Annotated in this window: 9 protein-coding genes and 13 tRNA genes; 20 read left to right on the top strand and 2 right to left on the bottom strand. The window is 46.3% G+C overall.

Features of this window, described 5'->3' with window-relative positions; all coding sequences use genetic code 11:
• Positions 1–22 precede the first annotated feature (22 nt).
• The 13 genes from PEPTYR26121_RS06155 (at position 23) to PEPTYR26121_RS06215 (ending at position 1,302) form a co-directional block, all read left to right on the top strand.
• Positions 23–98: transfer RNA gene (locus tag PEPTYR26121_RS06155), tRNA-Val, on the top strand.
• A 3-nt stretch (positions 99–101) separates the two neighbouring features.
• A tRNA-Asp gene (locus PEPTYR26121_RS06160) sits at positions 102–178 on the top strand.
• Positions 179–211: 33 nt separating this feature from the next.
• Positions 212–287: transfer RNA gene (locus PEPTYR26121_RS06165), tRNA-Thr, on the top strand.
• A gap of 17 nt (positions 288–304) precedes the next feature.
• A tRNA-Tyr gene (locus tag PEPTYR26121_RS06170) sits at positions 305–390 on the top strand.
• 43 nt (positions 391–433) lie between these two features.
• Positions 434–507 (top strand) — tRNA-Gly (locus tag PEPTYR26121_RS06175).
• A gap of 3 nt (positions 508–510) precedes the next feature.
• A tRNA-Arg gene (locus PEPTYR26121_RS06180) sits at positions 511–587 on the top strand.
• 12 nt (positions 588–599) lie between these two features.
• Positions 600–676 (top strand) — tRNA-Gln (locus PEPTYR26121_RS06185).
• Positions 677–680: 4 nt separating this feature from the next.
• Positions 681–756: transfer RNA gene (locus PEPTYR26121_RS06190), tRNA-Lys, on the top strand.
• Positions 757–763: 7 nt separating this feature from the next.
• Positions 764–852, top strand: a tRNA-Ser gene (locus PEPTYR26121_RS06195).
• Between the two features lie 4 nt (positions 853–856).
• A tRNA-Ser gene (locus PEPTYR26121_RS06200) sits at positions 857–947 on the top strand.
• Between the two features lie 6 nt (positions 948–953).
• A tRNA-Ile gene (locus tag PEPTYR26121_RS06205) sits at positions 954–1,030 on the top strand.
• Positions 1,031–1,035: 5 nt separating this feature from the next.
• Positions 1,036–1,111 (top strand) — tRNA-Phe (locus PEPTYR26121_RS06210).
• Between the two features lie 116 nt (positions 1,112–1,227).
• Positions 1,228–1,302 (top strand) — tRNA-Trp (locus tag PEPTYR26121_RS06215).
• Between the two features lie 54 nt (positions 1,303–1,356).
• On the opposite strand, the gene PEPTYR26121_RS06220 is transcribed toward PEPTYR26121_RS06215, so the two are convergent.
• Positions 1,357–2,148: a hypothetical protein gene (locus tag PEPTYR26121_RS06220; RefSeq protein ID WP_180500307.1), complete on the bottom strand. Its 792-nt coding sequence runs from the start codon at positions 2,146–2,148 to the stop codon at positions 1,357–1,359.
• A 47-nt stretch (positions 2,149–2,195) separates the two neighbouring features.
• Here PEPTYR26121_RS06220 and PEPTYR26121_RS06225 point away from each other — a divergent pair, with 47 nt between their 5' ends.
• The 6 genes from PEPTYR26121_RS06225 to PEPTYR26121_RS06250 all read left to right on the top strand — a co-directional run bounded on the left by PEPTYR26121_RS06225 (position 2,196) and on the right by PEPTYR26121_RS06250 (position 12,497).
• Positions 2,196–3,320 carry a cysteine desulfurase family protein gene (locus PEPTYR26121_RS06225; RefSeq protein WP_180500308.1) on the top strand — a complete coding sequence of 375 codons (1,125 nt, stop codon included), beginning with the start codon at positions 2,196–2,198 and terminating at the stop codon, positions 3,318–3,320.
• 1 nt (position 3,321) lies between these two features.
• Complete coding sequence (gene thiI, locus PEPTYR26121_RS06230) at positions 3,322–4,509, top strand: tRNA uracil 4-sulfurtransferase ThiI (RefSeq protein WP_180500310.1); 1,188 nt, start codon at positions 3,322–3,324, stop codon at positions 4,507–4,509.
• Positions 4,506–5,057 (top strand): LemA family protein, encoded by a 552-nt coding sequence (locus tag PEPTYR26121_RS06235; RefSeq protein WP_180500312.1) that lies wholly within the window; start codon positions 4,506–4,508, stop codon positions 5,055–5,057. The genes thiI and PEPTYR26121_RS06235 overlap by 4 nt, the downstream gene beginning before the upstream one ends.
• A gap of 9 nt (positions 5,058–5,066) precedes the next feature.
• Positions 5,067–5,870 (top strand): TPM domain-containing protein, encoded by an 804-nt coding sequence (locus tag PEPTYR26121_RS06240; RefSeq protein WP_180500314.1) that lies wholly within the window; start codon positions 5,067–5,069, stop codon positions 5,868–5,870.
• A 380-nt stretch (positions 5,871–6,250) separates the two neighbouring features.
• Positions 6,251–11,248, top strand: a complete 4,998-nt coding sequence (locus PEPTYR26121_RS06245; RefSeq protein ID WP_180500316.1) for a Cna B-type domain-containing protein — start codon at positions 6,251–6,253, stop codon at positions 11,246–11,248.
• Between the two features lie 214 nt (positions 11,249–11,462).
• Positions 11,463–12,497, top strand: coding sequence for a zinc ribbon domain-containing protein (locus PEPTYR26121_RS06250; RefSeq protein WP_180500318.1), 1,035 nt, complete (start codon positions 11,463–11,465; stop codon positions 12,495–12,497).
• A gap of 106 nt (positions 12,498–12,603) precedes the next feature.
• On the opposite strand, the gene PEPTYR26121_RS06255 is transcribed toward PEPTYR26121_RS06250, so the two are convergent.
• Positions 12,604–13,533, bottom strand: coding sequence for a DMT family transporter (locus tag PEPTYR26121_RS06255; RefSeq protein WP_180500320.1), 930 nt, complete (start codon positions 13,531–13,533; stop codon positions 12,604–12,606).
• Between the two features lie 316 nt (positions 13,534–13,849).
• Here PEPTYR26121_RS06255 and rpsF point away from each other — a divergent pair, with 316 nt between their 5' ends.
• The gene (gene rpsF / locus PEPTYR26121_RS06260; protein ID WP_180500322.1) at positions 13,850–14,134 is read left to right on the top strand and encodes a 30S ribosomal protein S6; all 285 of its coding nucleotides are present in this window, start codon (positions 13,850–13,852) and stop codon (positions 14,132–14,134) included.
• Positions 14,135–14,146: the final 12 nt, after the last annotated feature.

The following is a 14,146-nucleotide window of genomic DNA, read 5'->3' on the forward strand; positions in this document are numbered from 1 at the left end:
CCCGGCGGGGTCACCATTATATGGGCGCATAGCTCAGTTGGGAGAGCATCTGCCTTACAAGCAGGGGGTCATAGGTTCGAGCCCTATTGCGCCCACCATATGGCCTGGTAGTTCAGTTGGTTAGAATGCCAGCCTGTCACGCTGGAGGTCGTCGGTTCGAGCCCGATCCAGGTCGCCAACCATTATGACAATGTTCGCATTGTCATTTCACGCTGGTGTAGCTCAATTGGTAGAGCAACTGATTTGTAATCAGTAGGTTAGGGGTTCAAGTCCTCCCACCAGCTCCAGTGCGAAAGCACTTTTTGGAGGAGTTCCCGAGTTGGCCAAAGGGGACGGACTGTAAATCCGTTAGCTCAGCTTTCAGTGGTTCGAATCCACTCTCCTCCACCATTTTCATCATCGTGTACCGGGAGACTTAATTCGATATTCAACTGCGGGTGTAGCTCAGTGGTAGAGCCCCAGCCTTCCAAGCTGGTTGCGAGGGTTCGATTCCCTTCACCCGCTCCATGAGCACCTATAGCTCAGTAGGATAGAGCAACGGACTTCTAATCCGTGTGTCGGGGGTTCGAATCCTCCTAGGTGCGCCATCAAATTTATATTGGGGCGTAGCCAAGTCGGTAAGGCACCAGACTTTGACTCTGGCATTCCACAGGTTCGAGTCCTGTCGCCCCAGCCATTATGATTCATTAGCTCAGTCGGTAGAGCACCTGACTTTTAATCAGGGTGTCCCGGGTTCGAGTCCCGGATGGATCACCATAAAATAGGAGAGGTATCGAAGCGGTCATAACGAGGCGGTCTTGAAAACCGTTAGGGTTCACGCCCACGTGGGTTCGAATCCCACCCTCTCCGCCATATTGGAGAAGTACTCAAGTGGCTGAAGAGGCTCCCCTGCTAAGGGAGTAGGTCCTTCACGGGGCGCGAGGGTTCAAATCCCTCCTTCTCCGCCATAACGAGGGCCTTTAGCTCAGTTGGTTAGAGCTCCCGGCTCATAACCGGTAGGTCCAGGGTTCGAGTCCCTGAGGGCCCACCAAATTCGCCCAGATAGCTCAGTCGGTAGAGCAGCAGACTGAAAATCTGCGTGTCGCTGGTTCGATTCCGGCTCTGGGCACCAATTGAGTAACCCGGAACTGTAGCAGAGAAGCTGCAGTTTTTTTATATCAGAAGAAGCTTTTCTTGCCGATCGGTTGCGAAAAGATCGATAATCTGGTAATATTTACTTATTATTATAGGAGTATAGTTCAGTGGTAGAACGTTGGTCTCCAAAACCAAATGCCGTGGGTTCAAATCCTACTACTCCTGCCAAAAAAGGTCGAGTAAAACTCGACCTTTTTTCGTATGAAAATATAGTTGATTAGACTAGGCATCTTCTTCGCGAAGATAGCGAATAAACTCGAGGATCGTAGAATAAAAAACCTCCTCGTCTAAGGCGAAAATAAGATAACCCGGAGGCGAATCCACCTTCGAGACGACGGGAGCGTCGATTTCGACCACAAGGGCCTGTGTTTTCGCATCATAGGGAAGCCACTTAGCCCCGATTTCCATTCGAAAACGTCCGTCTCTTTCTTCATAGAGGAGATCTCCTCGCTGAATGTAGCGAGGAAGGTAATCTGTCGTAGACCCTATAACAGTAAAGGGCGATGGGAGAATGGAGTCGATCCGCAATCCGCCACAGCTTTGCTCGGCCACGAGATCCTCATATATCTTGCCGATACGCTCCATGGCCCTGATATTTTTCTCCATGACTGCTCTGAGCTCTTCCTCGCGGCCTTCCTTGAGAATGGCTCGAAGATCGGGGCCGAGGATTACCTCGCTACGGGACAAACTTTCCATGGAATAGCTCGGCAAGGGCACGAGGGTAGTGCGGGATTTTATTTCTTTGTAAAGATCCACTCCACGTGAAAGCTTCAAAATAGCCTCCTTCGATAAAAGAGGCGATACTTTTTTTTGTTCAAAAGCGCTGTTAAAGGTGTAGAGCGTAGCATTTTCGGGCATATCTTTTAAGAGACGATCGAGAGGTGCGATCCAATCGTAAGTGGCATCATCCCGTTCAAAATCCGAAAATAGTTCACCATTGTATAAAAACACATAGGCAAAAGGACGCGCGCCCGGGCCGTAATGTGTACAGTAAAGTTGTAAGTAATTGACCATGGTATCCTCCTTAGAGTAGTATATCATAGGAAAAGGGAGGGGATTTTATGATCTATTTAGATAATTGCGCCACGACGAAGCCGAAGGATAGCGTCGTTCAGGCGATGGTAGAAGCGCTCGAAAATGATTTTTACAATCCGTCGAGTTTGCACACGGCGGCAGTAGAGGTGGAGAAGAAAAAAGAAGAGATTCGCAGAAGCATTAAAGAGTACTTCCACTGTAGCGGCGAACTTTATTTTACATCGGGTGCCACCGAATCCAATAATACGGCCATTAACAGCGCCATCTCGGAAGGGAAACGCTTCGGAAATAATGTAGTGACGACGAATATCGAACACCCCTCCATATTAAATGTTTTAAAGGCTCAGGATGTGGAGGTGCGTTACGTCCCCATTGATTCCACCGGCCACGTATCGAAAGAGAGCTTAATGGAAGCGGTGGACGAAAATACCATGCTCCTTTCCCTATTTCACGTAAACAATGAACTGGGCACCATTAATCCCGTCGAGGAATGGGTGCCGGAAATAAAAGAAAAGTTTCCGCGGCTCAAAGTGCACATCGACGGCGTTCAAGCCGTAGGGAAACTGGACGTAGACTTCGATAAAATCGGCTGCGACAGTTACTCCTTCAGCGGCCACAAATTTCACGGACCCAAGGGGATCGGCGGCCTTCTCGTAAAAAAATCTATGACGCCCTATCTTTACGGCGGAGGCCAGGAAATGGGCATTCGCAGCGGCACGGAAAATATTCCGGGGATTTACGGCCTGGGCGCGGCCTTTGAATCATTAAAGGAAGAGGGACTTCGCTGGGAAGAGGCAAAGGAGCGCCGGAACTTCTTGAAAGAAGGAATTGAATCTCTGGGAGATGTGGTCGTCAATTCCGCTGACCCTGCAAGCCCTTACATTTTAAATGTGAGCATCGACGACACGCGGGGCGAGGTACTTCTGCATATGCTTGAGGAAAAAGAGATCTATATTTCCACATCCAGCGCTTGCTCCAGCCATCGTACGGGAAAAAATCCCATTCTCACAGCCCTCGGTTTAAAAGAATCCCTGGCACAGGGCACCATTCGTATTTGCATGAGTCGAGACACGACCATGGAGGAGCTGGAAGAATTTATCAAAGAACTGAAAACTGCCGTCGCCGACGTGCGCGATATTATGAGGAGGTAGCATGAAGAGAGTTTTAAGTTTGAGCTTGGGAGAGGTCGTATTAAAAGGCGCTAATCGTCGCTATTTTATACGGCGTATCGTGCAAAACATCGAGAGTATCTTAAGTGATATCGGGTATAAAAACATTATCCCCGAAATGGGGAAGATTCAGGTGGAAATCGATCCCGAAGTGGAAGAAGCAGCCATTAAACGTCTGCAGTTCGTCTTCGGTATCGTCTATATTTCCCCGAGCTGGTGTTTTGAAAAAGACTGGGAACTCTTAAAAGAGCGTGCCGTGGAATACGTAGGCGACATTTTAAAAGAAAATCCGAACTATTCCACATTTAAGGTCGTAACCAAGAGAAGCGACAAAGATTTCTTTAAAGATTCCATGGAAGTAAATATGGATCTCGGCGGCACGATTCTAGATCGCTACGACGACAAACTTTCTGTAGACGTTCACGATCCGGATTTCTATCTCTACGTGGACATTAAAAATGAAATTTACATCTACCACCACAAGATCAAGACCTACGGCGGACTTCCCTTGGGCACGAACGGAAAAGGACTTCTGCTCTTAAGCGGCGGCATCGATTCGCCGGTGGCGGGCTTTTTAATGGCGAAGCGAGGGGTTCAAATCGACGCCCTCCACTTCCATTCCTATCCCTTTACCTCCCCGAGAGCCGAGGAGAAAGTGATGGAACTGGCCAAGATTCTGGCCCGTTACGTGACGAAGATGACGGTTTACAGCGTAAACCTTCTGCCCATACAAAAAGAGCTCAACAAAAACTGCCCGCCGGAAGAGATGACGGTCTTATCCCGCCGCTTTATGATGCGGATCGCCAATCGCTTGGCGGACAAATACGGCTATAAGTCCGTGGTAACGGGAGAAAACCTGGGTCAAGTGGCGAGCCAAACCATCGACGGTTTGACGGTGATGAACGATGTGGCGGAGCCCATTATCTTCAGACCCCTTATCGGCATGGACAAAGTGGATATTATTCGTTGGGCGGAGAGAATCGAAACATACGAAACATCCATACAGCCCTTTGAAGATTGTTGCACCGTCTTTTTACCGAAACACCCCAGTCTTCGTCCGACAGTAGAGGACATGGAACGCTCGGAAGCCAATTTAGATATCGAGGCCATGTTGGATGCCTCCATGGAAACGCTTAAAATAACGCATATTAACGCAAAGGAGAATCTATGAAAAAGTTCTTACCCATTATACTAATCGTCCTGGCGGTGGTCGGACTCTTCGGATCCACTTACAACAAATTACAAGTGCAGGATGAAGATGTAAACCAGGCGTGGGCTCAGGTTGAAAACACCATGCAGCGCCGAGCCGACTTAATCCCGAATCTGGTAGAAACCGTAAAAGGATACGCAAAGCACGAAGAAGAAGTGTTTACGAAAGTAACCGAAGCGCGCAGCGCCGTACAATCGGCTAAGACCCCCGGAGAATATGCGGAGGCCAATGAGCAAATGAATGAAGCCATTCGAAATATCAATGTAGTGGCGGAAGCCTATCCCGATCTTAAGGCTAACGAAAGCTTCCAAAACCTGCAAGCGGAACTGGCCGGCACGGAAAACCGCATCGCCGTCGAACGCAAGCGCTACAACGAACAAGTGGGCAGCTTTAACAAATCGGTGAAGCGCTTCCCCACCAATATTGTGGCGAAAATGTTAGGCTTCGGGCCGAGAGAATACTTCCAATTAGCAGAAGGGGCGGACAAAGCGCCTACCGTTAAATTCTAGGAATAGCTTATGAAGAAAAAGAGTCTCATCATCTTTCTTCTGGTCTTATTATGTGCAACTCCGGTATTTGCCGACGCACTGCCGGAGGCGACGAGAGACTTTTATGTTTACGACGAAGTCAATATATTATCGGAAGAGGCGAAATCGAAAATCGTCGCCACCAACGAATCCCTTTACGAGCAAACCGGCGCACAAGTCGTGATCGCCGTTTTGGAGCGATTGCCCGAGGGGGAGGACATTAACACGACGGCGACCGAACTGTTTGAAAAATGGAAAATCGGAGACAAGGAAAAAGACAACGGAGTTTTGCTTTTGATTTCCATGGTAGACAGGAAATTCAGAATCGAGGTGGGCTACGGTCTGGAAGGTGCCATACCCGATATGAAGGCCAATCAGATCTTAAACGACCTTACCCCCTACTTTAGGGAGGAAGCCTACGAAGAAGGCATTCTAAAGGCATTCAGCCGGATTTTAGACCTGATCGGCGAGGAATACGACATCGCCATCGACGGCACGGAAAATTTGCCGGATCCGGAGTCTGGACCTCCACCGGCATCGGATGAAGGCGAAATAGATATTATCGGCCTTATGGTACGCGTCATTCTCCTTATTATCATCATCAATCTTTTCTTTGGTGGCGGAGGAGGAAGACGCGGGCGTAGACGCTATTACCGCGGACCGGGACCCTTTTACTTCCCGGGCGGAGGATTCGGCGGCGGCTTCGGAGGAGGAAGCGGCGGATCCTTCGGAGGCGGAGGAAACTTCGGCGGAGGCGGTTCTTCCGGCGGAGGGGGCGCCAGCGGCGGCTGGTAAACAAAAAATGACACTATCCATTGGGGAACAATTCCTCAATGGATATTTTTATATAGAGAAATGAGTTTTCCATGACCAGAAAAGATTACCCCTATAGCAATATTACGGCAGGCTCTTATTATTTGGTTGAAAGACTGAAACAGGGGATATTTAATCAGGTCTTTATGTAAAAGAAACAGAATCATACTTTAGATGAGTAGTGTAAAAATAAAATCTTATAATAGCAGACATTATTATCTTAAAGTAGAAGTTACTTACTTTACATGAAAACTTTTCATAAAAACCTCGGAGCCTATGGAAACGGTTATAGTGATGTGATATTATTCAATCATAGTGTAGAATTTAGCCTATTACTAAATAAAACAGACGGGAGGTTATGGATGAAAGCATTACAAGTTCATAAAAAGAACTATTTGCTTCTGATCTTGTTTATGAGCGTGCTCCTGGCGTTCCAATTTCCGTCCCTTATACGGGCGGAATCGGAAAGCACGGCGGAAGCTGAAAAAATAGTCAGCGAAACGCCGAAGGAGAGCATCCCTGAAAAAGATGTTGCTCAACGAACAGAAGAGAAGAAGCAGGCGAGAGCCGAAGAAGAATCCATAGCAGATACCGAAGCACTTCCCGAGGATGAGACGCTGCCGGAAATCGACGGTGTATCCCCTGAGGAAGTACAATCGGAACCTGCTGAGGAAGCGAAAAAAACGGCAGAATCGGAACAAGCAACCGATGAAGAAGTACTTAAAGAAGAGGAAGCCTCGAACGCAGAACCGGCGAAGGAAGAAGCTGAGGAGCCTGAGATTTTAAAACAAGGCGAAGTCTTGGAAGTCGACGCACTGGCTAAAGAGCCTATGGCTTTTGGGGCAGGGGCTGAAACTTCTGAAAAAATCGTCGAAGTAGAAGATTTTGATGGTTTGAAGAAAGCTATTGCCGATGCCGGCAGTACGAAGACTACCATTAAAATTATGAAAAGCTTCACTTTAACAGAAGCTTTAACCATCGGAAAAGACCAAGACATTACCTTAACCGCTAATAATACGCGGAAAGAAGATCCTTGGGTGCCTATTGAACGGCCGGCGGATTACGCCGACCAAGGGGAGAAGACGCAACGGGAGATTATCGAAGAAGGCAGAAAACGCGGGGAAGAAGCTTTAGAGAAAGCTGATTTAGAGAAAAATCCGCTGCCTTCTGAAGATAGCGGAAACATAATTATAAAAAGAGCAGAGAATTTCATAAAAGATACTCTGTTCAAAGTATTAGGTAAACTGACTCTAGGTACGGAAGATTCCGCCGTCTACATCGACGGAAATGGAGATTATGCACGTACAGCTTTTGATGATAAAGGATCCGTCATCGATGTCAATGGCGAGCTGGAAATGAAAAACGCCGTCATTATGAATTCATATAATAAGCACGGCTACACCGGTCCTATCCGCGTCAATAAGGGCGGAAAGTTTACCATGGAAGGGGGAAGAATTTCTAAAAATACTTCCTTCGAACAGATCGATCAAGATTACACTCGCCCAACAGCGGCAGGCGCTGTCTATGTTCGCCCGGGCGGAACCTTTACCATGAAAAATGGATTGATCGACAACAATCACGGCGGTCTCACAGGCGGTGTATTTGCCGGAGACCTTTTTGGATCTAAAGAAGATCCTGCGGAAGTTACGATGAATGGCGGGATTATCGCTAACAATCTATCAGCTACCCGCTATCAAATGGGCGGAGGGCTCAATGGTTTTCCAAAATCAAAAATTACCATCACTGACGGCATCATCGCCGGAAACAAATCTTTCACAACCGGCGGCGGGGTTGCGATTTCTTCCCAATACATCGGCAGCCCGAGCAATATCTTAGGTAGGGAAAAAGCAACCGTAAACACCAATTACGAAAATTTCATAAAAGAGAATAAGGCCGAAGCTTTTATCGACGGCGGTTTGATTTATAAAAACAGGGCCATGACTTCAGGCGGCGGCATCTATGTCGACTCAAATGACGTCAATTTTGGTAGGACAATGATCCTGGATAATATAGCAGGAATGTTTGGTGGCGGCGTTTATGCCTCCTTCCCGCCCATTACCCAAAAACTGGAGAACATTCTAATTACTGAAAACCGTGCGTATGGCGGATACACAGGTAGTATTATTGGCGGAAGTAATGGCGGTGGCCTTTGGAATTGCCCTACGGGCTTCGTCCACATCGGCGACGGCCATAGTGTCTACGTGTACAACAATGACTCCGGTAGTTATGGAAAAGATATTACATTCTCTGAAAAGACTTGGTATTTCAGCTTAAATGGAGTAAATATTAAAGATGAATTCTATTCTCATATTTCACCGGTAACCAAAGACAAAAATATCATCAAGTTTCTGGAAGACGGCCCGAATAAAGAAAAGGGTGTGGAAATTCCGGAACGACTTTCATATCATGCTCTATATACTCACTTAAAGTCCATTTACAGTGAGGCACTGATCAAAGAAGCCTGGAAAAATTCCCAAACTTTTGTTTTAGGCAACCAAGCCAATAATGGTGGCGGCGTAGGCTCCAATGCCAATATAACGACTCCGAAAGACGAAGGCGAGTATGGCATCGAGGTCAACAAAAAGTGGGACGATAGGATCGAGAAACACACAATTCCAAGGAATATCAAGGCCGATCTTTTTATCGTACCTCTAAATAAAGATGAGAAGTACGTCAAGGCCAATTACGGCAAGGATAACTCCCTTTTTAAATATGGTGAGATTACCCTGGGTGAAGACAACAATTGGCACAGTCGATTCGACACCAACTATTTTAACGGTGCCAACAAAGAGGAGATTCTGAAGAAGCTTAAAATTAAAGATTTCTCCGACATCGGTCTACCTGACGATGCTTACCAAATGGATAAAGGCTTACCTTTTACTGCTGAAGAATTAGCCCAAAAAGGCTATAAGTATTTGGTTATAGAACAAGGTGACAGATACTTTGTGGAATATGATGAAGAGAAGCCGACAGAAGATAAGACGGAGAAAGCCGGCGTCCTTGAAATAACCAGAGAATACAATGATAAATATGATAAGGACTCTGATCGGAAAGATAAAGACTTATACTTCTACCTTTACGATTCTGAAAAACAAACTCTTACTCGCATCGGTCAAACGACTATCCATGAAGAAAAAGATGAAAATGGCATCGGTAAAGGTTTTGGAAAAGCTACGATTGCCCACCCGCTTCTTTTGAAGAAGGTTTCGGAATATAAATATTACGGAGCTTACCGTAAGTTTACAGAATATGAGGGATGGGATGATGTCGAAGGCTATCACAATAAAGATCGGGGCTATGCCATTGTATTAACTGAAAATAAAGATGGCACATTAACCGTCGAAATTCCCTATTTGTGGCTTAACGATTACTATGATGATGTAGGTTTTTCCGCTCAACAAGTTGAAGAAACTCAAGAATATGTTATCAAGGGTAATGAAACTCATAGTTTTACACTGACGAACTCGCCTTGGGGCAAATTAGATGTAGAAAAATCTTGGAAGAATATTAAAGAGAAAGACCAAGCTAAATCTATGGACTTCTACTTGCTCTTAGACGGAAAACGAATAGTAGACGGTTATGATGAAAAAGGCAAGCCGATTTACAGAAAGCTTACCTTGAAGGCTGAAGACGAATGGAAGGGTAGCTTTGATAAGCTCGACCCGAAAGCCTTAGCTGCCGGAAAATATACTCTCGAAGAAGATTCCGATATTTTTGCACCGGAGTTTATCAATAAAAAAGAGAAGTTTGTAATTCGTATTGGCTATGCCGATAACTACCATGAAGAAGGTCAGCCAGAGAATTATCTTACCTCTACATCGGGACACTTTAAGGGCTATAACTATAAAAATGAAGATGGAACCATGAAGGGTATCAAAATGAATTTATACCTTGATGGTGAAAAAGTGGATACGAAGGAATTTACTTTTACCGTTGATTACATGCCTGATTACGACTTCACTTATTACTATCTTAAAGATAATGTTGTCTTCAAAGAGCTGGAAGTGGAAACTTACGGCCAAGGTATTCCGGTAAAATACTACGACGTGATCAGCAACGAACCGGGGCTCTATGAATATAATTTCTATCTTAAAAAAGATGAAGATGGAGCCTATGCCCTATACCTTCCGCGCCTGGTCATCAATGGTGTACCTTATGCGGATTTGTTCCGAGCTGAGAAACTAGAGGCAAATCCTATATATGATTCCCATGATAAGATAAACTCTATCTCTCCTTTAAAAGTTAAAGAAGAGTGGCAAGTCAAAGTGGATAACCATTACGGTCCCACTCATAATATCGAAATTCTAAAGAAATGGATTGACGGAGAGGACCAAGTTCCCGACGAAATTACAGTTCTCGTAAGGGATGAAAATGGCAAAGTTCAAGAGATCAAACTCACCAAGGAAGACAATTGGCAAAAGACTCTTGAAAACTTAAAGGGAACCCTTCGTAAGCATGGTTATTCCATTGCTGAAGTGGACGTTCCGGGCTTTGCCGGAAAAGTTGATATAGAAAAAACAGGCCTTAAAATTACCGGTAAGGACAAAGACGGCAAGGAGATTACCCTCGACTATATGACGCCCGAACTTAAGAGGGTTTTAGCAAAGGGAAATTATCGCTACGAAGTCTTTGAACTTTCGGAAAAAGATAAAGAAAAAGAGTTCAATCAAAAGAACATTAACACCTTTATCAAGGTCGAAAAACAAAAAGATGGCCGTTATATTATCCGCTATGCGAAAGGTATCAGCTTAACGGAAATATTGGCAGTCAATGTCGCCAATACCTATATTCCTCCCGAAACACCTCCCGGACCGAATACGCGCATCATCATCGTGAAGAAGCAGTGGGCTTTGGAAGATGGGAGCAAGCCGGCGGATAAGGTGATTGTAGAACTTTATCGCGACGGAAAGCCAACCGGCAGACGGATGGAACTGAGTGCGGCCAATAATTGGACCGGCGAATTCAGAGATCTGAAAATCGCCGATAAGTCCGATCCGACGAGAGAATATCTCTATACGGTTCGAGAAGTTGGGGAACATAACGGTTCCATCGAGCTCGACGATAAGAAGTACGACGTAATCTATACCGGTGACATGGTATCGGGCTTTACGATTACAAACAAGGAAGTACCACCGGAAGAACCGCCGGAAGTACCTCCTGAAACACCGGAAGAACCCCCGGAAACACCGGAAGTACCGCCGGAAACACCACCGGTCATTCCACCGAAGATTCCGAAGACACCGCCTAAGAAGCCGGGCAGTCCGCAAACGGGCGTAGACGGTGTGAGCGGCGCATTTGCTCTTATGAGCAGTGCAGCAGCCGGACTATTCGTTCTTCAACGGAAGAAAAAGGAAGATTAAAATAAGAAAATGTACCGATCCCAAGCCGCTATGGCAGGGGCGGTACATTTTTTTTGCGGACTTTTTGATGTAGAGCTTGCGCCTCGAGTTTCCATCTTGTGAAAGAAAAGGGGCTTTGATATACTCGAATTAATATAAAGATTAAAGTGAAAAGCTTTTATGTTTCCAATGACGTCGGGTAGTGTGGAGGAAGAAAAGGAAGATGGAGGAAACTATGAAATCAAAAGGTTTAGAATCGGTAGTATGTCCCCATTGCGGAAAGGAAAATGAAGGGGATGCTTCTTTTTGCATCCACTGCGGCGGTTCTTTTTCGGAGCCGACCCCGTTGAAGACAGAACCGATGAAGCCCTGTCCCATTTGCGGGAAGGAGAACGAGGAAACTGCAATGTTCTGTATTTATTGCGGAGGTTCTCTCGTCGAGAAGGAAGTTCCCGAAGTCGAAGAAGCGGCGACCAAAATATGTCCCGGTTGCGGAAAGGAAAATGCCGAAGGGGCTTTGTTCTGTTCGGGCTGCGGCTATTCTTTTTCAGAGAAGGTAGACCGGCGGGTGGAAGAGGCGCCGCTCAATGTCTGCCCCGAATGTGGGGAGGAAAATAACGAGGAAGCCATGTTCTGTGGCGTCTGCGGGCATTCTCTTCGAGATCCCTCGGAGAAAGGCAGGGGAACGAAAAAAGAGATCCGCTTTGAGGACATGGGCCAGCAGGTGGGGAAGAAAGTAGATGCTCTCGCAAAAAGCGGCAATGCGAAGGTAAAGAATTTTGCCGATTCTATGGACGACGAGAAAACAATCGAGTATTCGAAAACGGCCTATATTATTTCCGCCGTCGTCGCCGTAATCGCTCCCTTTTTGCCCTTTATATCATTTGAAGCTTTCGGTCGAACCATGAACTTTAATTATTTGAAGGTTTCGGCAGAAATTATTGGCGCCGGTACTTTTTGGTTGGACGGCATTTTACTAGTCTTTTTGGGAGTTCTCGCGGTTTTATTCTGGAGACTGGACGAAAAGATGGCCATGCTCGCCGTGGGTGCGGCGAGCGCCTTCTTCGGCTTGTTGGAAAGCATTCAACTGTATCAAATGAAATCTTTTGCAGGCCTTCAGTTAGGTGAAATTAATAATCTTTTAGACACCCAACTCGGCGCCGGAGTTGCAAAAGTCGGCATCGGTTTTTACTTATCCATGCTTGCCTGTTTCGGCCTGCTCATCGCGTCGGGAATTTATTATTACAAACTTAAAGACAAAGAGAATTAATTTAAAGGGGGAGCCTGAAAGGCTTCTCCTTTTAAAATGTTCAAATTTATGGTTTGGAGACTGTAGAAAAGGAATTGTTTGCAATAAAAAATCTGCAGCCGAATGGCTACAGATTTTCTCGCACTCTTTCTTTGAGCGGTTTTTTCTTCTCCGGCTTTTTCTTTTCCGGGAAGGATATGATGAGCACGGCAATCAGAATGAGGGCCATACCTAAAAAGTCGGTGCCGGTAAAGGACAGGCCGTAAATAAAGACGGCGACGATGGTAGAGAACACGGCTTCCATGAGGTTAAACACACTGGAAAGAGTGGGGCCCGTCAAATGGGCGCCTTCCAGGAAAAGCCAGAAGGGAATGAGGGTGCCGCCGATGACGCAGTAGGCCACGGAGGCGATGGATTGAAGATCCCAAATGGCGGAGGAGTAATCGGGCCGGGTAACCAGGGCCAGGAGCACGCCGCCGAGGAGCATAGACGGCCCCATAATTTCCATGGAGCGGTAGGTCTTTGAAAGGCCCGTAGGTGCTACGTTGAAGTTCATAAAAGCTACGGCGGAGAGGGCGCCCCAAAAGAGGGTTTCCTTGCTGATTTTTAAACTGTGAATGTCTCCTCCGGTAACCATGAAAAACAGTCCGAGACTGCATATGGCAAGGGCGGGGTAGATTTTAAATTTCGGCGGCGTCTTCGTCTGGATCGCCACCACTGCGACGATCAGAAAGAGCCCGCCGTATTCCATCAGCGTGGCCGTGGGGGCGTTGGCGGTGGCTACGGCGCAGAAGTAGCTGTACTGCATAAGGGTGAGCCCACCGAGGGCATAGAGGAGGAAGCTCGGTATGTTTTCCCGCTTCCTCACGACGCGAAAGGCATAGCGGCCGCTTCGCTTTAAATCCAGGAGGAAGATGAAGATGCCTACGGATATTAAACGGACGGAAACTAAAATTTCGGGGGTGAAATTTTTATGTTCAAATATAAACCCGCCTACATTTCCGTTAAACGCCCACAATAGAGCCGCCGAAGCTATAAGTAAAAAGCCCTTTAGCATAAACCACTCCTTCCTGATACTTTAAATGACGATGTGACTTCAAAAAAATAACGATGCGCAGGGCGCACCGAGTGCTTCTATCCTTTATTATGGGACTCGTTCGAGCGTAAAGTCAAGGGAAAATGGGATGAACACAAAATTAAAGAAGCTCTTTTTTTCTCTATACTACATGGGCTTTTTTTAACGAATCTTTTGCTTAAAAATCCACGGAAGACGCTCTTTTTCCTTGACACCGGATCTCATAGAACTTATAATGGTTCAGATAGTTATCCTTGCTCGCCCTGCGAGCCGTCAGTCCACAAGGAGGTGACAGACAATGAACAATTACGAAGTAATCTTAATGTTCTATCCCGATGCTGAATCTGAAAGACGTGAGAAACAATATGATCGTCTTAAAAAGATTATCGCCGATCACGGCACGATTAAATCGGAAGATGAATGGGGCACCCGTAAACTCGCTTACGAAATCGAAGACTATAAAGAAGCTTTCTATACGCTCGTCGAATTCGAAGCTGAGCCGGAAGCCATTAAAGAATTCAGCCGTATCGCAGGTATCTCGGATACCGTTATGCGTCACATGGTCGTTCGCGTAGATGAATAAAAAACGGGATTG

The organism is Aedoeadaptatus nemausensis, assembly GCF_903819165.1.
GTDB classification, from domain to species: domain Bacteria; phylum Bacillota; class Clostridia; order Tissierellales; family Peptoniphilaceae; genus Aedoeadaptatus; species Aedoeadaptatus nemausensis.

Bases quoted from the DNA above. Each gene is read 5' to 3' on its own strand.
- PEPTYR26121_RS06220 (WP_180500307.1), bottom strand. From the start codon at position 2,148: ATGGTCAATTACTTACAACTTTACTGTACACATTACGGCCCGGGCGCG.
- PEPTYR26121_RS06225 (WP_180500308.1), top strand. From the start codon at position 2,196: ATGATCTATTTAGATAATTGCGCCACGACGAAGCCGAAGGATAGCGTC.
- thiI (WP_180500310.1), top strand. From the start codon at position 3,322: ATGAAGAGAGTTTTAAGTTTGAGCTTGGGAGAGGTCGTATTAAAAGGC.
- PEPTYR26121_RS06235 (WP_180500312.1), top strand. From the start codon at position 4,506: ATGAAAAAGTTCTTACCCATTATACTAATCGTCCTGGCGGTGGTCGGA.
- PEPTYR26121_RS06240 (WP_180500314.1), top strand. From the start codon at position 5,067: ATGAAGAAAAAGAGTCTCATCATCTTTCTTCTGGTCTTATTATGTGCA.
- PEPTYR26121_RS06245 (WP_180500316.1), top strand. From the start codon at position 6,251: ATGAAAGCATTACAAGTTCATAAAAAGAACTATTTGCTTCTGATCTTG.
- PEPTYR26121_RS06250 (WP_180500318.1), top strand. From the start codon at position 11,463: ATGAAATCAAAAGGTTTAGAATCGGTAGTATGTCCCCATTGCGGAAAG.
- PEPTYR26121_RS06255 (WP_180500320.1), bottom strand. From the start codon at position 13,533: ATGCTAAAGGGCTTTTTACTTATAGCTTCGGCGGCTCTATTGTGGGCG.
- rpsF (WP_180500322.1), top strand. From the start codon at position 13,850: ATGAACAATTACGAAGTAATCTTAATGTTCTATCCCGATGCTGAATCT.